The sequence below is a fragment of the Amycolatopsis sp. lyj-23 genome, from assembly GCF_046549135.1.
Lineage (GTDB): Bacteria > Actinomycetota > Actinomycetes > Mycobacteriales > Pseudonocardiaceae > Amycolatopsis.
Genome location: NZ_JAJPWN010000010.1, coordinates 371,195 through 389,157, shown reverse-complemented (window position 1 = coordinate 389,157; position 17,963 = coordinate 371,195). Strand labels below are relative to the sequence as shown.

Sequence of the window (17,963 nt, the reverse complement as noted above, 5' to 3'; positions counted from 1 at the left end):
CCGAACTTGACAGACGAAGTGCAGTTCGTCATTCTGGAGGAGCGGAGGGGAGTACCCGCCCGGTCCGGCATCGTCAATCCGGCTGCCCCAGTGCAGTCCGGTGCCGGCGTCACCTTCGGGTGACCGGGGAGACCTCCGGTTCGTCACCGAACCGGAGGAGTGTGTCGTGACCGTTCCGTTGTGGGCCTGGGCCGCTGTGCTCGGCGTCATCCTGGCCATGCTCGCGATCGACCTGGCGGCCCACCGCCGGGCCCCCGTCGTCGGCGTCAAATCGGCGCTGGCCTGGTCCGGTGCCTGGGTGGTGCTCGGGCTCGCCTTCGGCGCCGTCGTCTGGTGGGTCTGGGGCGCGGAGTTCGCGGGCCAGTACTTCGCCGGGTACGTCATCGAGAAGTCACTGGCCGTCGACAACGTCTTCGTGTTCGCGATCATCTTCGGCTACTTCGCCGTCCCCCGCGAGCACCAGCACCGGATCCTGTTCTACGGCGTGGTGGGCGCCCTGGTCTTCCGGGCGGTGTTCATCGCCGCGGGCTCGGCGCTGATCGCGAGCTTCGCCTGGATCCTCTACGTCTTCGGGGCGTTCCTGGTCGTCACCGGCGTGCGGATGGCGCTGCACCGGGACGGCACGGCCGACTACGAGCGCAACCCGGTGCTGCGGGTGTTCCGCCGGCTCGTCCCGACCACCGACGGCGACCGCGGCGGCAAGTTCCTGGTGCGGCAGGCCGGCCGTTGGGTGGCCACGCCGCTGCTGGCGGTGCTGGTGCTGATCGAGGTGACCGACGTCGTCTTCGCGGTCGACTCGATCCCGGCGATCTTCGCGGTCACCCAGGAACCGTTCCTCGTGTTCACGTCCAACGCGTTCGCGGTGCTGGGCCTGCGGGCGATGTACTTCCTGCTCGCCGACGTCATGCACCGGTTCGTCTACCTGAAGCTCGGCTTGGCGCTGGTGCTGGTCTGGGTCGGCGTGAAGATGCTGCTGCTGGACGTCTGGAAGATCCCGACGGCGCTCTCGCTCGGCGTGGTCGGCGCGATCCTCGCGACGGCGGTCACCGCCAGCCTGCTCAAGACCTCGGCCGTGTCCCGGAAGGAATGACGATGCGCCCGATCACGACGGCCCTCGCCGGCGGACTCCTGCTGACCCTGACCGGCTGCGGCGTGGCGGCGGTGACCAAGGCCTGCGCGGGGTGAGCCCGGCCCGGCTCGCTGCGCGACCGGCGAGCCATCGGCCGCACACCGCCGCAAACCCGGCCCGGCCACCGCCCTTTCCTTGCCCGGCAGGCCTTCCGGCGCGCGTGATGCGCCAATCCAGGAGTTCCCGTGACCGCCTCACCCGCCGCCAGGAACTCGCCGTGTCCCGGTGCTAGAGGCGGCCCGGCAGCCCCGCCGCCGTCACCAGCCCCGGACCGTGGAACTTGACCGCACGGGAAAACCGCCCGCCGGTCACCGTGAGCACCCACAGCCCGTCGGCCCGCCGGACGCCGTCGTCGCCGAGCCGGTAGCTGCCCGCGGCCGGCTGGCCGTTCGCGCGGGTGGGCAGCAGCCGGGCCGCGCCGCCCGGGGCCGCGAACGCGCGCTCCAGGAACGGCAGGCACACGGCCACGCCCCGGAACCACACCGGGTGCGGCACGGCTTCGAGGCTGAAGTCGTCCTGGATGACCGCCCGCAGCGCCGCGGTGTCCTCGGCTTGGAACGCCGCGATGTAGCGGTCGAGCAGCGCGCGCTCGTCCGCCGGGCCCGGCGGCGGCCGGTCGTCCAGGTCGAGTTCGTCGAGCCGGGCGCGGGCCCGCTGCAGGAGGCTCTTCACCGCGGGCACGCTCAGGCCGAGCACGTCCGCGATCTCGGCGGCCGACCACGACAGGACCTCGCGCAGCAGGAACGCCGCGCGTTGCCGCGCCGGCAGGTGCTGCAGCGCGGCGACGAGCGCGAGCCGGACGGACTCGCGCCGGACGACGACCTCGCCCGGGTCGCCGAGCACGGCGTCGGGCAGCGGTTCCAGCCACGCGACCGAGTCGTCGGCGAACGCCGGCGTCGAGGGATCGCCGGACGGCGCGCCGAGCCCGGACGGCAGCACCCGGCGGCTGCGGTGGTTCAGCTCGGTCAGGCAGGTGTTGGTGGCGATCCGGTAGAGCCACGTCTTGAGCGACGACCGCCCCTCGAAGGCGTCCACCCCGCGGACGGCCTTGAGGTAGGTCTCCTGGACGGCGTCTTCGGCGTCCTGGTAGGACCCGGTCATCCGGTAGCAGTGCGCGACCAGCGCCGGGCGCAGCGAGCCGAACTCGTCCCGCAGCCGTTCCTCGTAAGACACCTCACGGGAAGACACCACACGCTCCTCGTTCGTCATGGACATCGTCGATCATCCCGCCCGAGCGCGGCCAGCAGCCGGACACCGGGCGGGCGCCCCGGCGGCAGGGCGACGGGCTCGGCGAACAGGCCACGGCGGATGCCGCGGCCGAGCACCGACGGCAGTTCGGCGAGCAACCGGGTGGCGAGCTCGCCGGGGATCGGCGCGGCCGGGTTGGCGTCCCAGCCGTGGACGGCGGCTTCGAGCGCACCGACGACGATCAGCTGGTGGCACGGCAGCGGCAGCCCGCCGACGGCGACCGCGCGCCGGCCGCGCAGGTCCCCGGCGGCGGCCCCGAGCGCGGCCGCGGCCGCGCCGAGGTCGCGCCGGACGGTCCGGGCGGTCACCGGCCTGCTTCGCGGCGACGCGGCCGGCGGCACGGCGCCGGCGGCGAGGGCGGCCGTCACGCTGCACAGGGAGCTCGTGAGGTGCGTGAGCGCCTCGGCGACGGTCCACTCGGCGCACGCCGACGGGCGGCCGAGGTCCGCGAGGCGGACACCGGCCGCCGCAGCGACGGCGTAGTCGAGCGCGGCCGCGAGCATCGCCTCATCGGCCGGCCGCCGAGGCACCGGGCACCTCCATCCCCGCCGCGCGGCGCAGTTCTTCGAGGCCGCTGCGCATCGACGCCCACCCCGCGCGGTGGAACCGCGGCCCGAAGGACACCCTGACGACCCCCATTGACGCCAGGGTGTCCAACCCGAGTTCCGCGCTCGTGTTCCCGTTGACCGGACCCGGAACGCCGGCCACCACCCGGGCGAGGTCGGCCGCGCTCGACACCCCGATCGGGTAGCTGCAGTCCGCCCCCGCCTCGCGGTAGAGCCGGCCGCGGCGGATCGCCTCGGCCACCCGCTCGGCCCCGGAAAACCCGCTGGGCGGCAGGAAGGTGTCGATCCGCGCGTTGAGCACCAGCGGCACCCCGGCCGCGTCGGCCGCCGCGCGGACCCCGGCCAGGCGGTCCGCCTGGGCCGCCGCGTCCACGAGTCCCCCGGCCCGGTGGTCGGTGTCCTCGAGGTTGCAGCCCACCGCCCCGGCGGCCAGCAGCTCGGCCACCAGCCGGTCCGGTTCCAGGCCGTAGCCCGCCTCGGCGTCCACCGTCACCGGAACGGGGACGGCCCGGGCGATCCGCGCGACCACCGCGAACATTTCCCGCCAGGGCGCCCGTTCACCGTCCTCGTGCCCCAGCGAGGCCGCGACCGCGGCACTGGACGTCGCCACGACCGGGAATCCCGTTTCGACCACGAGTTCGGCGCTCGCCTCGTCCCAGGCGTTCGGCAGCACCAGCAGCTTCCCGTGGTGCAGTTCGCGCAGCAGATCGGCTTTCGACATCGCTTCACTCCTCGATTCGGCGGCGGGGGACGACGGAACCGGCCAGCGCACCCGCCGCGGCGAGGACGGCGCTGACCACGGCGGCCGCGGTGAACCCCGCGGAGAACGCCGCACTCGAGGCGTAGCTGCCGGAAAGCGAGAACCCGGCGACCAGGAGCGCGACGCCGAACGCCCCGCCCAGCTGCCGCATCGCGCTGAAGGCCCCGGAGGCCTTGCCGAGCAACCGCGGCGGGACCGACGTCAGCACCGCGCTCTGCGCCGCCGGCAGGCACATCGCGATCCCGGTGCCCGACAGCACGAGCGGCACGACGAGCGTTCCGTAGCCGGTCGCGGGCCCGGCGACCGCGGCGATCCAGAGCATGGCCAGGGCGTGCAGCCCCAGCCCCGCGACGATGAACGGCCGTTCGCCGAACCGGCCGGCCAGCCGGCCCGCCAGCTGCGGGACGACCGTCGTCGTCAGCCCCCACGGCGCCAGCCCGAACCCGGCGGCCGGCGGCCCGTACCCCAGGCCGGCCTGCAGGAACTGGGCCATGAAGAAAACCGCACCCAGCGCGGACGCCCAGTGGAAGAAGATCACGGCGTTGCCGGCGGCGAACCGGCGGGAGCGGAACAGGTGCAGCGGCAGCATCGGGTGGGCGGCCCGCCGCTGCCACGCCACGAACGCGCCGAAGGCCACCAGCCCGGCCGCGAGCGGCCCCAGCACCGCGGGGCTCGTCCAGCCGGCCGAGTTGCCCTGGGCCAGTGCCCACACCACGCCGAAGGAACCGGCTCCGGCCAGCACCAGGCCGGGGACGTCGAGGGCGGAGTCGGGGCCGCGGCTCTCCTCGATCCGCGTCAGCGCGAAGTACGCCAGCGCGAGACCGACCGGGACGTTGATCCAGAAGATCCACGGCCACGAGATGCCGGCCACGACGGCGCCGCCGAGCAGCGGGCCGAGGGCCACCGCGGCCCCGCTGACGCTCGCGAAGACCCCGAGGGCCTTCGGCCGCAGCTCGGCCGGGAAGGCGGCCCCGAGCAGGGCGAGCGCGAGCGGCATGACGAACGCGGCCCCGGCGCCCTGCAGCACCCGTCCGGCGATCAGGACTTCGACGCCGGGGGCGATCGCGCAGACCAGCGACGCCACCGCGAAGAGCGTCACCCCGGCCACGAAGACGCGGCGCCGTCCCCAGCGGTCCCCCGCTGCCGCCGCCGTCATGAGCAGGACGGCGAAGCTCAGGCCGTAGGCGTTGACCGTCCATTCGAGTCCGGTGACCGACGCGCCGAGGTCGCTGCGGATCGCCGTGAGCGCGGTCGCCACGACCAGCGCGTCGAGGACGACCATCAGCGAGGCCACCGAGGTGATCGCCAGCACCCATCTTCGCCGCGTCCGCCCCGCGGCCGGGGTCACCGCTATGGGTGAAGTCCTGGTGTGCACTCGCGTCTCCTTGCCTCCGGTCACCGGCTTCGCGCCGCTTCCGAAGACATGGACACCGGGCGGGCCCGGAAGGAATCGGTGTTCGCGCCCGCGGGTCACCGGATCGGCTGAATCCGGGAACCGGCCCGCGGCCGCGCCCGACTACTCGACCAGGGGCACCGACCGGACGAGGAGAGCGACCATGACGGCCAACGGGACCTGGCGGCACATCGCGACGTTCTGCGGGCAGTGCAACTGCGGCTGCCCGGAACTGCACGTCGCCGACGACGCACCGGCCGAGCGCCGGATCGTCATCACCGACGACTTCGGCCAGCAGGTCGAGATGAGCGTGGCGCAGCTGGAAGTCCTGGTCGCCGACGTCAAGGCGGGCGTGCTGGACCGGCTGCTGGCCCCGGCCTGAGCCGGATCCGCCGCCCGGGCCCTCGCCGAGCGCGGCTCAGCGCAGCGGCTCGAGCGCCTTCGCCAGCGGCTCGAGCACCGCCGGGGTGTGCGGCGGCGGCAGGTACACGATCGCCAGGTCCAAGCCCGCTTCCCCGAGCGCCGCGGCCTCGGCGGCGACCTTCGCGTAGTCGAGGTCCGGTTCGAGGCGGACGTGCGAGGACAGCATGATCTCGGCCGGGTCGCGGCCGATGTCCGCGCAGTGGCGGTGCAGCACGTCACGCTTGCGGGTGAACTCCTCGGGCGTGCCGCCGACGAAGTTCCAGTGCTGGGCGTACTTCGCGGTCGTGCGCAGCGTGCGCTTCTCGCCGCTGCCGCCGATGCAGATCGGCGGGTGCGGGCGCTGCACGCCCTTCGGTTCGCAGCGGGCGTCGGTCAGCTGGTAGTGCTCGCCCCGGAACGTCGTGGTTTCCTGCGTCAGCAGGCCGACGAGGACTTCGCACGCTTCTTCGAACCGGTCGCTGCGCTCCTTCACGGAGCCCAATTCCATGCCGTACGCGCCGGATTCCTCTTCGTTCCAGCCGGCGCCGATCCCGATTTCCAGCCGTCCGCCGGAGACGATGTCGAGCGTCGCCGCCATGTTCGCCAGCAGCGCGGGGTGGCGGTAGTGGATGCCGCTGACCAGCGTGCCCAGCCGCAGCCGCTTGGTCGCCTGCGCCAGCGCGGTCAGCGTCACCCAGCCTTCGAGGCAGGGCCCGGTCGAATCGGAGAAGATGGGGTAGAAGTGGTCGAACGTCCAGCCGGACTCGAACAGCTCGATTTCGTCCGCGGCCTGCCACACGGCGAGCATGTCGGCCCATTCGGTGTTCTGGGGCGAGGTCTTGATGGCGAATCGCATGATCTTCACCCTAACCCTGGAGCGGCTCCGGAACAGCGGCCCGACCGGCGGCGATCGGGTTTTGTCGGTGGTGGGCGGTAACGTCCTCGGCGTGAACGCTCAGGAACGCATCCGGGAACTCGCCGACCGCATCGTGGTGCTGCGTGACGCCTACTACCGCGGCTCGCCGCTGGTGGCCGACGCGGAGTACGACGTGGTCGAGGACGAGCTGCGGAGCCTGGTCGAGGCGCACCCGGAGCTCACGCCGGACCCGAACCCGCTGGAGCAGGTCGGCGCGCCCGCGGTGCTGCACGCGCCGATCCGGCACTCGCGCCCGATGCTGTCGCTGGAGAAGGCGACCAGACCCGAGCAGGTCGAGGCGTTCTTCGACCGGTTCCCCGGCCAGCCGGTGGTCGTCATGCCGAAGCTGGACGGGCTTTCGCTGGCCGTCGTGTACGAAAACGGGCGGCTGGCCCGGGCGGTCACCCGCGGCGACGGCACGACGGGCGACGACGTCACGGTGCTCGTGCGGGCCCTGACCGACGGGATCCCGGAGCAGGTCGAGGCGCCCGGCCGCGTCGAGGTCCGCGGTGAGGCCGTCATGCTGCGGTCCACCTTCGCCGCGTACAACACCGCCCACCCGGACAAGCCGCTGATCAACCCGCGCAACGCCGCGGCCGGCACGCTGCGCGCGAAGGACCCCGCCACCGTCGCCGAGCGGCGGCTGCGGTTCTTCGCCTTCGACCTGTACACCGAGCCGGACAGCGCGGAGACCGACCTGGGCCGGGCGCTGCACACGCTCGGGTTCACCGCGGCCGACATGCGGCGCTGCGCCGACGCCGCCGCGGCGCAGGAGGTGATCGGCGAGATCGAGCGGCAGCGCAACGAGCTGGACTACGACCTCGACGGCGCCGTGCTGCGGCTGGCGAGCCGGGACGCCTACGCGGCGGCCGGCACCCGGTCGAGCTCGCCCCGCGGCGCGCTGGCGTTCAAGTTCGCGGCGGAGGAGAAGACCACCGTGCTGTCCGATGTGGTCTGGGACGTCGGCAAGACGGGCAAGATCGCGCCGGTCGCGTGGCTGGAACCGGTGTTCGTCGGCGGCACCACCGTCACCCGCGCGACGCTGGCCAACCAGGAGGTCATCCGCGCCCGCGGCATCAAGATCGGCGACACCGTGCTGGTGCGCCGCGCCGGTGACGTCATCCCGTTCGTCGCCGGCGTGCTCGACGCCTCGAAGCGCACGGGTGCCGAGCGGGCGATCGTCCCGCCGACCGCGTGCCCGTCGTGCGGGCAGCCGCTGACCGAGCAGGGCAACAGCCGGGAACTGTTCTGCACCAACGTGTCCTGCCCGGCCCAGACCGTGCGGCGGCTGATCCACTGGGCGTCGCGGGCGGCGGCGGACATCGACGCCATCGGCGGCGTGTGGATCGAGCGGCTGGCCGAGGCGGGGATCCTGGAGCACCCGTCGGACTTCTACGGGCTGACGAAGGAGAAGCTGCTCGAGTTCGACCGCATCGGCGAGGTGTCGGCCACCCGGATGATCGAGTCGATCGACGCGAGCCGGTCGGTCGGCCTGCGCCGGGCGCTGATCGGGCTGGCGATCCCGATGGCGTCGGAAGGGACGGCGGCCCGCCTGTGCCGGGCCGGGTTCGGCTCACTGGAGGACGTCGCGGAGGCGGGCGTCGACGGGCTCGTGGCCGTGGAGGACATCGGGCCGAAGGTCGCCGCGTCGCTGATCGAGCACCTGACCCGGCTGCGCCCCGAGCTGGCGCGCCTGCGGGAGGCGGGGGTCTCGCTGGACGTGCGCGAGGAGGACCTCCCCCCGGTCGTGGCGGCGGGCGCGCCGCTGGCGGGCAAGACGGTGGTGGTCACCGGCGCGATCAGCGACCCGCGCTCCGGCGAGAAGGTGCCGCGCCCGACGTTCCAGCGGCTCTGCGAAAAGGCGGGCGCAACCACGGCGACGTCGGTGTCGGCGAGCACGGACCTGCTCATCACGGGCGCGGAGGTCGGCGCGAGCAAGCTGACGAAGGCGGAGAAGCACGGCGTCGAGGTCGTCGACCAGGGCGAGATCTGGCAGCAGCTCATCGCGGCGGGCATCGTGTGACCGCCGCGGTGTCTCGCTTCCCGGACGCGGGTCACCCGGTCGTGGAAACCACCCAGGCGCGACACTGAGCGTGAGTACCCGACTTCGTCCGAAGGGACCGCGATGACCACCGACCTCATGGTCGCCCGCCAGCTCGGGGTGCACGAGTTCCTCACCGCCCGCGGCTGGCTCCTCGACGGCGACAGCGATCCCGCCCGCGTCTGGTTCACCAACGACGTCCACGCCGGCTGGCACTACCCGCAGACGTACGGCGGCCAGCAGATCAACGACGTCGAGGACACGACACCGGTCCGCCTGCAGAGTTACTTCACGTTCGACAACGAGGGCAGCGAGGTGTTCACCCTCGTCCCGGCGGGCAACCTCCGCGGAAGCGGCTGCCCGGACCACGACACCCGAGAGAAGTTCTACCCCTTCACGGCGGCAGGTGTCGTGGACCTGGAGGAGATCGCGAAGGAGCTCGACACGCTGGAGCCGCGCGCGCGATCGCTGGACCCGCGAGCGCTGATCGAGTGCCGGTACTTCGGGCCGTGCAAGCGGTGACCAAGCCTGGCCGCGCGCCCGGCTGACCGGGGCCGACCGGGCAGCCGGGGAATGGCCACCTTGCCCGGTCGGCCCACCTCGCCACCCAACCGGCCCGCGCCCACGCCCCTAGCCGGGCGGCCTGCGAGCCGCGGCAGCCGGGGAGCCGCCACCTTGCCCAGCCAGCCCACCCCCGCCCAACCAGCAGGCGCCCACGCCCGTGCCGCGGCGGCCTGGGATCGACCGCCTTTGCCCAGTCGGCCCACCTCACCGCGCAACCGACGGGTGGCCAGCCCGTAGCCGGGCGGGCGGCGGAGGCGGATCGGGGCCCGGTCGACCCGCCCTGAGCCCACCGTTGGGCAGCCGGGCGCGGAATGGCCAAGCCACGGTTTCGCACCCGCCCGCCGTCGCCGGGCGGCGGAAACAACTGCAGAACGGCCAGCTTGCCCAGTCGGCCCACTCCCCGTCGTCCGATTTGCGAGCGGTCGGACAGCCGATCGGGTGCTCGGCCGACCCGCTGCCGGGCGGTCAGGCCGGCAGCGGCGAGCGGCCACCGGCCCGCGCGCGGTCGCCAGTCGCTCGCCGGCGCTCCAACCCCGCCCGGGCACGCAAAGGCCGGCCCATGCTCAAGCCGACGGCAAGACCGCTCGCTGCCGAGCCCAGCTCCAGCAAGCCACGTCGCGGCCACCGCCGACCCGAACCGGCGCCACCCCCTGGACCAGTCGATGTAACACCCGTAACATCACCATGTGACCCTCGAACGCACCTGGCTGCTGATCAGCGTCTCCACCGCAGGCGCCCCCGACTCGCTCCGGGTGCAGGTCTGGCGCAAACTCCGCTCCCTGGGCGCCCTCTACCTGCAGCAATCCGTCTGCCTGCTGCCCGCCGAACCTCCCGTGCTCCGCGACATCCGACGCCTGGCCGACCGCGTGCGCCACCAAGGCGGAACCGCCCGAGTGCTGTCCATGGCCTTCACCGACCCCGCTGAAGAACACTCAGTGATCGCCGAACTCAACGCGGCCCGGGACGCCGAGTACGCCGAGGTTCTCGAACGGCTGCCCGAACTGCGGAACGAACTCGCCGCCGAACGAGCCCGTGGCAACGCCACCTACGCCGAAGTCGAGGAGTCCGAAGCCGACCTCGAGCGGTTTCGGAGCTGGCTGGCCAAGATCGCCGCCCGGGACTACTTCGGGGCGGTGGGCGAGGAAGCCGCCCGTGAGGCTGTCGAGCAGGCCGCGGCCGAGCTGGCCGCCTTCGAAGAGGCCGCTCTGCGTGCCGATGGGAAACGCCCGTGATCGGCGAACTGCTGCTCGGTGTCGGCGCTGCCCTGCTGCTGACCTGGCTCCTCCTGCTCGGAGCCTTGCTCGTCGTCCGGCCGCGGGGCGGGCTGCTGCGGGAGGCGCTGCGGCTGCTGCCCGACGTCCTGCGGCTCGTCCGGCGCCTGGCCGCCGACCGGACGCTCCCCCGCGGTGTCCGCGTCCGGCTCGGGCTGCTGCTGGCCTACCTCGCGCTGCCCGTCGACCTCGTGCCCGACTTCATCCCCGTCCTCGGGTACGCCGACGACGCCATCGTCGTCACCGCTGTCCTACGCAGCGTTGTCCGCCGGGCGGGGCTCGACGTCGTCCGGGCCCACTGGCCCGGTACCGACGACGGGTTCGCCGCCCTGGTCCGGCTGACCCGGCTGCGCTCGGCCGCGCCGTGATCAAGATGGTTGCGCTCGGGTAACCGATCTCACCCGGGATGCACCCGAATCCCCCATTCGACGTCTTCCCTGTGACGTTGCGTAGCAGGGGAGGCAAAAGGGATGTTCCCGTCACGGGCGGTGCGGCGGCCGGGTACCTGGCTCGCCGTCGCCGTCGCGCTGGTGTTGGCCGTGGTGCTGATCGTGCACCTCGACCGCGGGCACCCCGAGCCCGGTTCGGCGGCCGGCGGTGCGCCTCCCTCGACCTCGGCCACGGCGCCGCCCGCCGGCCAGGACCCCGCGTGGATGCGTCCGCTGCGCCCGGGGGAAAAGCCGCCGCAGTTCGTGCTCTTCTCCTTCGACGGGGCCGGTTCGCACGACCACTGGAGCCGCTACCTCGCCCTCGCCGAGCGCGTCCACGCCCACTTCAGCGGCCTGCTCTCCGGCATCTACCTGCTGACCGACGAGCAGCGCTCGCGCTACACCGGGCCCGGCCACAAACCGGGCGCCGCCTCGATCGGCTTCGGCGGCAGCGCCGCGGAAGTGGCCACCCGCGTCCGGGACCTCAACGCCGCCGTCGCCGCCGGGCACCAGATCGGCACGCACTACAACGGGCACTTCTGCACCGGCGCCGAGCCGAGCGTCGGCCGCTGGACCACGCCGGGCTGGGCCGGCGAAATCGGGCAGTTCAGCCGCTTCGTCGACGACGCCCACGAGCACCTGGGCCTGCACCTGTCCGCCAAGGACGTCACCGGCGGCCGGACGCCGTGCCTCGAAGGCAACTGGGCCCAGGCCTTTCCGGCCATGCGGGCCGCCGGCTACACCTTCGACACCAGCCAGCCGTCCGACGGCGTCAAGTGGCCCACCCGGCTCGACGGCATCTGGGAGTTCTGGATGCCGTACGTGCAGGTGCCCGCGCTGCACAAGAAGGTCATCATGATGGACTACAACCTGTGGTACCAGCTGGGCCACGCGAAGAACGACACCGGCCAGTACGCCCAGGCCACGCTGGAGACCTACCGCGGCGCCTACCGCGCCGCCTTCGACGGCAACCGCGCCCCGCTCGTCATCGGCAACCACTTCAACGACTGGGCCGGCGGGGCCTTCTCGCGCGCCGCGGAAGGCTTCATGGGCGAGGTGTGCACCAAACCGGAGACGGTGTGCGCCACCTACGCCGAAGTGACGAAGTGGATGTCGCTGCAGGACCCCGCCGTCCTGGACCGGTACCGGGCGATGCCGCCGGCCCAGGTCCGCTGAGCCAACCCCGGCGCGGGCGTGTGACGTTGGCCACCGGCGTCACCGCGGCGCCCCGGCTTCCTCGGCAAACCCGGCCGGACCAGGCGAAGCCCCGGAAATCTGCGTACGTTGACACCGGAATGCGGGCCGCGACCCGTATCGTCTGTGACCAACCGCTTAGTAGGCTCGCGGGTACGAGCCCGCTTTCTCAACGACGAGGAGGTCCCCCGTGACCGATTCCCCTTCCCGTGTCGCCGTGGTCACCGGTGCCGGCCGCGGCATCGGTGCCGCCGTCGCCGCGCGGCTGGCCGATGACGGCTTCGCCGTCGGGCTGCTGGACCTGGACGAGACCGGCGTCAAGCAGGGCGCCGAAGCCATCGTCGCCAAGGGCGGCAAGGCCGTCGGGGTCGCTCTCGACGTCAGCAACGCCGAGCAGGTCGAAGCCGCCGTCGCCCGCGTCGCCGACGAGCTCGGGCCGCCGGTCGTGCTGGTCAACAACGCCGGCATCACCCGCGACAACCTGATCTTCAAGATGACCGAGCAGGAGTGGGACTCCGTGCTCGACGTGCACCTCAAGGGCTCGTTCCTGATGACGCGCGCGGTGCAGAAGCACATGACCGAGCAGAAGTACGGCCGGATCGTCAACCTGTCGAGCACGTCGGCGCTGGGCAACCGCGGGCAGGTCAACTACTCCGCCGCCAAGGCCGGCATGCAGGGCTTCACCAAGACCCTGGCGATCGAGCTGGGCAAGTTCAACGTCACCGCCAACGCCATCGCGCCGGGCTTCATCGCCACCGACATGACCGCGGCGACCGCCGACCGGCTCGGCATGGGCTTCGAGGACTTCAAGGCCGCGGCCGCCTCGCAGATCCCCGTGCAGCGCGTCGGCACGCCCGACGACATCGCGCACCTGGCGTCGTTCCTGGTCAGCGAGGGTGCCGGGTTCGTCTCGGGTCAGGTCATCTACGTTGCCGGCGGACCGAAGGACTGAGGCCGATGCGCGAATTCTCCAGTCTCGACGAGTTCGCCGCCGCGGCCGGCGAGCACCTCGGCTACAGCGAATGGCTGAAGATCACCCAGGACCGGGTGAACCAGTTCGCCGACGCCACCGACGACCACCAGTGGATCCACGTCGACGAGCCGATGGCGACCGCGGGCCCGTTCGGCGGCACCATCGCCCACGGTTTCCTGACGCTCTCGCTGCTGTCGGCGTTCGGCCCGAAGATCTACAAGGTCAACGGCATCAAGATGGGCATCAACTACGGCCTCAACAAGGTCCGCTTCCCGCAGCCGGTGAAGGTCGGCTCGAAGGTGCGCGCCGGGGCGGAGCTGGTGGAGATCACCGACATCCCGGGCGGCAAGCAGGCGGTGTCGAAGTGGACGGTCGAGATCGACGGCGAAGCGAAGCCCGCATGCGTCGCCGAATGGGTGACGCGGTTCCTGGCGTGACGTCGCCGGGAGGGCACTTTCACGTGAAAGTGCCCTCCCGACCCCGCTGTACCTCATACCGACCAGTCGGTATGCTGCCTGCGACGAAGAGGAGGCTGGATGAACCCGCCAGGACTCGACCTGGGGCGCCTGCGCGCCCACCTGGACGCGCAGCGACCCGGTCTGGTCGCCGGACCGCTGTCCGCGGACGTCGTGGAAGGCGGCCGGTCGAACCTCACCTACGTCGTGGGTGACGGGCGGTCGCGCTGGGTGGTGCGCCGGCCGCCGCTCGGGCACGTGCTGCCGACCGCGCACGACATGAGCCGCGAGTTCCGGGTGATCTCCGGGCTGCGCGACACCGCCGTGCCGGTGCCCGAAGCGCTGCTGCTGTGCGAGGACGCCGACGTCGTCGGAGCGCCGTTCTACGTGATGAGCTTCGTCGAGGGCACGCCGTACCGGACCGCGGAGCAGCTGAGCGAACTCGGCCCGGACCGCACCCGGGCGATGGCCGACGCGCTCGTCGACACGCTCGTCGCCCTGCACGCGGTGGACCCGGATGCCGTGGGGCTGGGCGACTTCGGCCGGCCGGAGGGGTTCCTGGACCGGCAGCTGCGGCGGTGGAAGAAGCAGCTGGACGCCTCCCGCAGCCGCGACCTGCCGGGCATCGACGAGCTGCACGACCGGCTCGCCACCGCGGTGCCGGTGTCCGGCGCGCCGGCGATCGTCCACGGCGACTACCGCCTGGACAACGTCCTGGTCGACGAAAACGACCGGATTTCGGCGGTGCTCGACTGGGAGATGTCGACGCTGGGTGACCCGCTGACCGACGTCGCGCTGCTCGTGGCCTACGCCGAGCGCGACAAGGTGTCGCTGCCGTTCGTCTCCAACGCCAGCTCCGCGCCGGGCTACCCGGGCACCGACGAGGTCGTCGCCCGCTACGCCGAACGCTCCGGGCGGGACGTCTCGCAGCTGAACTGGTACGTCAGCTTCGCGTTCTTCAAGCTGGCCGTGATCCTGGAAGGCATCTACTACCGCTTCAGCAAGGGCCAGACGGTCGGGGCGGGTTTCGAAGGCGTCGGGGCCGGGGTCGCGCCGCTCGTCGCGCACGGCAACGAGATTCTCAAAGAGGAGAAGTAAATGGACTTCGCGTTCGACGAGAAGACCGAGGAGCTGCGCGGGAAGCTCCTCGAGTTCATGGACTCGCACATCTACCCCGCCGAGCCGGTGTTCGAGCAGCAGCTCGCCGAACGCGACGACCCGTGGGCCATCCCGCCGGTCGTCGAGGAGCTCAAGGCCGAAGCACGCAAGCGCGGGCTGTGGAACTTCTTCCTGCCCGGCGACCACGGCGCGGGCCTGACGAACCTGCAGTACGCCCCGCTGGCCGAAATCACCGGCCGCAGCATCCGGCTCGCGCCGACCGCGCTCAACTGCGCCGCGCCGGACACCGGGAACATGGAAGTGCTGGCCATGTTCGGCAACGACGACCAGCAGAAGCAGTGGCTGGAACCGCTGCTGAACGGCGAGATCCGCTCCGCCTTCGCGATGACCGAGCCGGACGTCGCCTCCTCCGACGCCCGCAACATCGAAACCGCGATCCGGCGCGACGGCGACGAGTACGTCGTCAACGGCCGCAAGTGGTACATCTCCGGCGCGATGAACCCGGCGTGCAAGATCTTCATCGTCATGGGCAAGACCGATCCCGAAGCCGCGCCGCACAAGCAGCAGAGCATGATCCTGGTCCCCCGCGACGCGCCGGGTGTCACGGTCAAGCGCGGCATGCACGTCTTCGGCTACGACGACAGCGACCACGGCGGCCACGCCGAGGTCCTGTTCGAGGACGTCCGCGTGCCGGTCGAGAACCTCATCGCCGGCGAGGGTGACGGCTTCGCCATCGCCCAGGCCCGCCTCGGCCCCGGCCGCATCCACCACTGCATGCGTGCCATCGGCATGGCCGAGCGGGCGCTGGAGCTCATGTGCCGCCGGGCGATCTCGCGCGAGGCCTTCGGCAAGCCGATCGCCCAGCAGGGCGTGGTGCAGGACTGGATCGCCGAGTCCCGCGTCAAGATCGAGCAGCAGCGGCTGCTCGTGCTCAAGACCGCGTGGCTGATGGACACCGTGGGCAACCAGGGCGCGCACACCGAGATCCAGGCGATCAAGATCTCCACCCCGATCACCGTCGAGTGGATCCTCGACAAGGCCGTGCAGGTGCACGGCGCCGGCGGCGTCAGCCAGGACTTCCCGCTGGCCGCGATGTGGGCCGGCAACCGGACGCTGCGCCTGGCCGACGGCCCGGACGAGGTCCACAAGCGCTCGCTGGCCCGGCGCGAACTGAAGAAGTACCTCTCGGAGGGCGCGAAGTGACTGTCACCGCCGAAGACCTGACCCGCCAGGCGAGCGAGTTCCTGGCCGCGCACGACCCGAAGACGACCGACCCCCTGGAGTTCCTCCGGGCCCGGTTCGACGCCGGGCTCGCGTGGATCCACTTCCCCGCCGGGCTCGGCGGGCAGAACGCGCCACGCGCGCTGCAGTCCGTTGTGGACGCCGTGTTCACCGAGGCGGGCGCGCCGGACAACAACCCGCGCCGGATCGGCATCGGCCTCGGCATGGCCGCGCCGACCATCCTCGCCTTCGGCACGCCGGAGCAGCGCGAGCGCTTCCTGCGTCCACTGTGGACCGGCGAGGAGGTGTGGTGCCAGCTGTTCTCCGAGCCCGGCGCCGGTTCCGACCTCGCCGCGCTCGGCACCCGCGCCGTCCGCGACGGCGACGACTGGGTCGTCACCGGCCAGAAGGTCTGGACGTCCGGCGCGCACGAGTCGCAGTGGGCGATCCTGGTCACCCGCACCGACCCGGACGTGCCGAAGCACCAGGGCATGACGTACTTCCTGTGCGACATGACCGCACCCGGCGTCGAGGTCCGGCCGCTGCGCCAGATCACCGGCGAGGCCGAGTTCAACGAGGTCTTCCTGACCGACGTCCGGATCCCGGACACCCAGCGCCTCGGCGCGGTCGGCGAGGGCTGGAAGGTCGCGCAGACCACGCTGATGAACGAGCGCGTCGCGATCGGCGGGCACGTCCAGCCGCGCGAAGGCGGCCTGATCGGGATCGTCGCGAAGACCTGGCGCGAGCGGCCCGAGCTGCGGACGCCGGAGCTGCGCGACCGCCTGGTGAAGCACTGGGTCGAGGCCGAGACGCTGCGGCTGGCCGGCACCCGGCTGCGCCAGCAGCTCGCGGTCGGCGCGCCCGGTCCGGAGGGCTCGGCCATGAAGGTCGCCTTCTCGGAACTCAACCAGGCGCTCACCGGCCTGGAGGTCGAGCTGCTCGGCGAAGAGGGCCTGGCCTACGACGACTGGACGTTCCGGCGCCCGGCGATCGTCGACTTCAACGGCCGCGAAGCCGGTTACCGATACCTGCGCGCGAAGGGCAACTCCATCGAGGGCGGCACCTCGGAGGTCCTGCGCAACATCATCGCCGAGCGCGTGCTGGGGCTGCCCTCGGAGCCGCGTGTCGACAAGGACGTCGCCTGGAAGGATCTGCCTCGATGACTGACCTGCTGTATTCGGAGGTCGAGGAGGACCTGCGGGCTTCGGTCCGGGACCTGCTCAAGGCCAAGGCCGGCGCCGAGGCGCTGCTGGCGCGCGTGGAGACGGCCGAACCGTACGACCTGAAGCTGTGGCGCACGCTGGCCGACGAGGTCGGCGTGGCCGGGCTGGCCGTGCCGGAGGAGCTGGGCGGCCACGGCGCGTCGGCCCGCGAGGTCGCCGTCGTGGCCGAAGAGCTGGGCCGCAGCGTGGCGCCGGTGCCGTTCCTCGGCAGCGTCGTGCTGGCGACGACGGCGCTGGTGGCCGTCGGTGCCCGCGAGTTCGTCGGGCAGCTGGCGGCCGGGCAGGCGATCGGCGCGCTGGCGGTGCCGCTGTCGACGGCGCCGGGCGCGGGCTTCCCGTCGTCGGTCACCGTTTCCGACGGCCGGTTGAGCGGCCGGGTCGGCACGGTCGCCGACGCGTCGGTGGCGGACCTGCTGGTCGTCCCGGCCGCGGGCCCGGACGGTCCGGCGCTGTACGTGGTCTCGGCCGCCGACGCGACGGTGACGGAGCTGGTGTCGTTCGACCTGACCCGGCGGGTGGCCGGCGTTTCGCTGGACAACGCGCCGGCGACGCTCGTGGCGTCGGGTCCGGACGCGGCTTCGGCGCTGGAGGAGGCGTTGCTGTTCGGGGCCGGGATCCTGGCGTCGGAGCAGACGGGCGTCGCCGAATGGGCGCTGACGGAGACGGTCTCCTACCTGAAGGGGCGGTACCAGTTCGGCCGTCCGGTGGGCGGGTTCCAGTCGCTGAAGCACCGGCTGGCGAACCTGTACACGGACCTGGTGCTGGCCCGCGCGGCGGCCCGCAACGCCGCGGACGCGCTGGCCACCGGCACCGACGTGCCGATCTCGGTGGCCGTGGCCCAGGCCCGGGTCGCGCCGATCGCGGTGCGCGCGGCGGAGGAGGCGATCCAGCTCCACGGCGGCATCGGGATGACGTGGGAGCACCCGGCCCACCTGTACCTGAAGCGGGCGAAGGCCGACGAGATCGCGCTCGGGACGCCGGGGAAGCACCGGGCCCGGCTGGCCGAGCTGGTGGACCTGCCCGCCTGAGACCCGTCCGATCGCGCGTGGCACCGCCGCGA

Annotated in this window: 18 protein-coding genes; 13 read left to right on the top strand and 5 right to left on the bottom strand. The window is 72.4% G+C overall.

The features are described from left to right. The first annotated feature begins 166 nt into the window (after positions 1–166). Positions 167–1,090, top strand: a complete 924-nt coding sequence (locus tag ACLJPY_RS26470; RefSeq protein WP_410592392.1) for a TerC family protein — start codon at positions 167–169, stop codon at positions 1,088–1,090. Between the two features lie 267 nt (positions 1,091–1,357). On the opposite strand, the gene ACLJPY_RS26465 is transcribed toward ACLJPY_RS26470, so the two are convergent. The 4 genes from ACLJPY_RS26465 to ACLJPY_RS26450 are packed head-to-tail and all read right to left on the bottom strand — an operon-like array spanning position 1,358 to position 5,078. After that, a complete protein-coding gene (locus tag ACLJPY_RS26465; RefSeq protein ID WP_410592390.1) occupies positions 1,358–2,338 on the bottom strand; it encodes an RNA polymerase subunit sigma-70 in 981 nt (326 codons plus the stop codon). Beyond that, entirely contained in the window at positions 2,335–2,907 is a 573-nt protein-coding gene (locus tag ACLJPY_RS26460) for a maleylpyruvate isomerase N-terminal domain-containing protein (RefSeq protein WP_410592389.1), read from the bottom strand. The genes ACLJPY_RS26465 and ACLJPY_RS26460 overlap by 4 nt, the downstream gene beginning before the upstream one ends. Further along, on the bottom strand, positions 2,885–3,664 hold the full coding sequence (locus ACLJPY_RS26455) for an isocitrate lyase/phosphoenolpyruvate mutase family protein (RefSeq protein WP_410592388.1): 780 nt from the start codon (positions 3,662–3,664) through the stop codon (positions 2,885–2,887). The genes ACLJPY_RS26460 and ACLJPY_RS26455 overlap by 23 nt, the downstream gene beginning before the upstream one ends. 4 nt (positions 3,665–3,668) lie before the next feature. Further along, the gene (locus ACLJPY_RS26450) at positions 3,669–5,078 is read right to left on the bottom strand and encodes a DHA2 family efflux MFS transporter permease subunit (protein WP_410592387.1); all 1,410 of its coding nucleotides are present in this window, start codon (positions 5,076–5,078) and stop codon (positions 3,669–3,671) included. Positions 5,079–5,259: 181 nt separating this feature from the next. Between ACLJPY_RS26450 and ACLJPY_RS26445 the strand changes: the two genes are divergently transcribed. After that, positions 5,260–5,478, top strand: a complete 219-nt coding sequence (locus ACLJPY_RS26445) for a hypothetical protein (protein ID WP_410592386.1) — start codon at positions 5,260–5,262, stop codon at positions 5,476–5,478. Between the two features lie 36 nt (positions 5,479–5,514). Here ACLJPY_RS26445 and ACLJPY_RS26440 read toward each other — a convergent pair whose 3' ends face one another. Next, a complete protein-coding gene (locus tag ACLJPY_RS26440; RefSeq protein WP_410592384.1) occupies positions 5,515–6,354 on the bottom strand; it encodes an LLM class F420-dependent oxidoreductase in 840 nt (279 codons plus the stop codon). A gap of 91 nt (positions 6,355–6,445) precedes the next feature. Here ACLJPY_RS26440 and ligA point away from each other — a divergent pair, with 91 nt between their 5' ends. The 11 genes from ligA to ACLJPY_RS26385 all read left to right on the top strand — a co-directional run bounded on the left by ligA (position 6,446) and on the right by ACLJPY_RS26385 (position 17,931). Further along, positions 6,446–8,437 carry an NAD-dependent DNA ligase LigA gene (ligA, locus tag ACLJPY_RS26435; protein ID WP_410592382.1) on the top strand — a complete coding sequence of 664 codons (1,992 nt, stop codon included), beginning with the start codon at positions 6,446–6,448 and terminating at the stop codon, positions 8,435–8,437. Positions 8,438–8,539: 102 nt separating this feature from the next. After that, positions 8,540–8,977, top strand: coding sequence for a hypothetical protein (locus ACLJPY_RS26430; RefSeq protein WP_410592380.1), 438 nt, complete (start codon positions 8,540–8,542; stop codon positions 8,975–8,977). Between the two features lie 728 nt (positions 8,978–9,705). Then, a complete protein-coding gene (locus ACLJPY_RS26425) occupies positions 9,706–10,251 on the top strand; it encodes a Chromate resistance protein ChrB (protein ID WP_410592379.1) in 546 nt (181 codons plus the stop codon). Beyond that, complete coding sequence (locus ACLJPY_RS26420) at positions 10,251–10,658, top strand: YkvA family protein (RefSeq protein WP_410592482.1); 408 nt, start codon at positions 10,251–10,253, stop codon at positions 10,656–10,658. The genes ACLJPY_RS26425 and ACLJPY_RS26420 overlap by 1 nt, the downstream gene beginning before the upstream one ends. A gap of 102 nt (positions 10,659–10,760) precedes the next feature. Further along, positions 10,761–11,894 (top strand): polysaccharide deacetylase, encoded by a 1,134-nt coding sequence (locus tag ACLJPY_RS26415; RefSeq protein ID WP_410592377.1) that lies wholly within the window; start codon positions 10,761–10,763, stop codon positions 11,892–11,894. A gap of 208 nt (positions 11,895–12,102) precedes the next feature. Then, entirely contained in the window at positions 12,103–12,864 is a 762-nt protein-coding gene (gene fabG, locus ACLJPY_RS26410) for a 3-oxoacyl-ACP reductase FabG (protein WP_410592376.1), read from the top strand. A 5-nt stretch (positions 12,865–12,869) separates the two neighbouring features. Further along, positions 12,870–13,322: a MaoC family dehydratase gene (locus ACLJPY_RS26405; RefSeq protein WP_410592374.1), complete on the top strand. Its 453-nt coding sequence runs from the start codon at positions 12,870–12,872 to the stop codon at positions 13,320–13,322. Between the two features lie 99 nt (positions 13,323–13,421). Then, complete coding sequence (locus ACLJPY_RS26400) at positions 13,422–14,438, top strand: phosphotransferase family protein (protein ID WP_410592372.1); 1,017 nt, start codon at positions 13,422–13,424, stop codon at positions 14,436–14,438. Continuing rightward, entirely contained in the window at positions 14,439–15,662 is a 1,224-nt protein-coding gene (locus tag ACLJPY_RS26395) for an acyl-CoA dehydrogenase family protein (RefSeq protein ID WP_410592371.1), read from the top strand. Then, positions 15,659–16,843 (top strand): acyl-CoA dehydrogenase family protein, encoded by a 1,185-nt coding sequence (locus ACLJPY_RS26390; protein WP_410592369.1) that lies wholly within the window; start codon positions 15,659–15,661, stop codon positions 16,841–16,843. Before ACLJPY_RS26395 ends, ACLJPY_RS26390 begins: the two co-directional genes overlap by 4 nt. Next, on the top strand, positions 16,840–17,931 hold the full coding sequence (locus tag ACLJPY_RS26385) for an acyl-CoA dehydrogenase family protein (RefSeq protein ID WP_410592367.1): 1,092 nt from the start codon (positions 16,840–16,842) through the stop codon (positions 17,929–17,931). Before ACLJPY_RS26390 ends, ACLJPY_RS26385 begins: the two co-directional genes overlap by 4 nt. Positions 17,932–17,963 lie beyond the last annotated feature (32 nt).

Excerpts from the sequence above, each read along its gene's own strand:
- ACLJPY_RS26385 (WP_410592367.1), top strand. The coding sequence starts at position 16,840 with ATGACTGACCTGCTGTATTCGGAGGTCGAGGAGGACCTGCGGGCTTCG.
- ACLJPY_RS26405 (WP_410592374.1), top strand. The coding sequence starts at position 12,870 with ATGCGCGAATTCTCCAGTCTCGACGAGTTCGCCGCCGCGGCCGGCGAG.
- ACLJPY_RS26400 (WP_410592372.1), top strand. The coding sequence starts at position 13,422 with ATGAACCCGCCAGGACTCGACCTGGGGCGCCTGCGCGCCCACCTGGAC.
- ACLJPY_RS26455 (WP_410592388.1), bottom strand. The coding sequence starts at position 3,664 with ATGTCGAAAGCCGATCTGCTGCGCGAACTGCACCACGGGAAGCTGCTG.
- ACLJPY_RS26415 (WP_410592377.1), top strand. The coding sequence starts at position 10,761 with ATGTTCCCGTCACGGGCGGTGCGGCGGCCGGGTACCTGGCTCGCCGTC.
- ACLJPY_RS26440 (WP_410592384.1), bottom strand. The coding sequence starts at position 6,354 with ATGCGATTCGCCATCAAGACCTCGCCCCAGAACACCGAATGGGCCGAC.
- ACLJPY_RS26465 (WP_410592390.1), bottom strand. The coding sequence starts at position 2,338 with ATGACGAACGAGGAGCGTGTGGTGTCTTCCCGTGAGGTGTCTTACGAG.
- ACLJPY_RS26430 (WP_410592380.1), top strand. The coding sequence starts at position 8,540 with ATGACCACCGACCTCATGGTCGCCCGCCAGCTCGGGGTGCACGAGTTC.
- ACLJPY_RS26445 (WP_410592386.1), top strand. The coding sequence starts at position 5,260 with ATGACGGCCAACGGGACCTGGCGGCACATCGCGACGTTCTGCGGGCAG.
- ACLJPY_RS26395 (WP_410592371.1), top strand. The coding sequence starts at position 14,439 with ATGGACTTCGCGTTCGACGAGAAGACCGAGGAGCTGCGCGGGAAGCTC.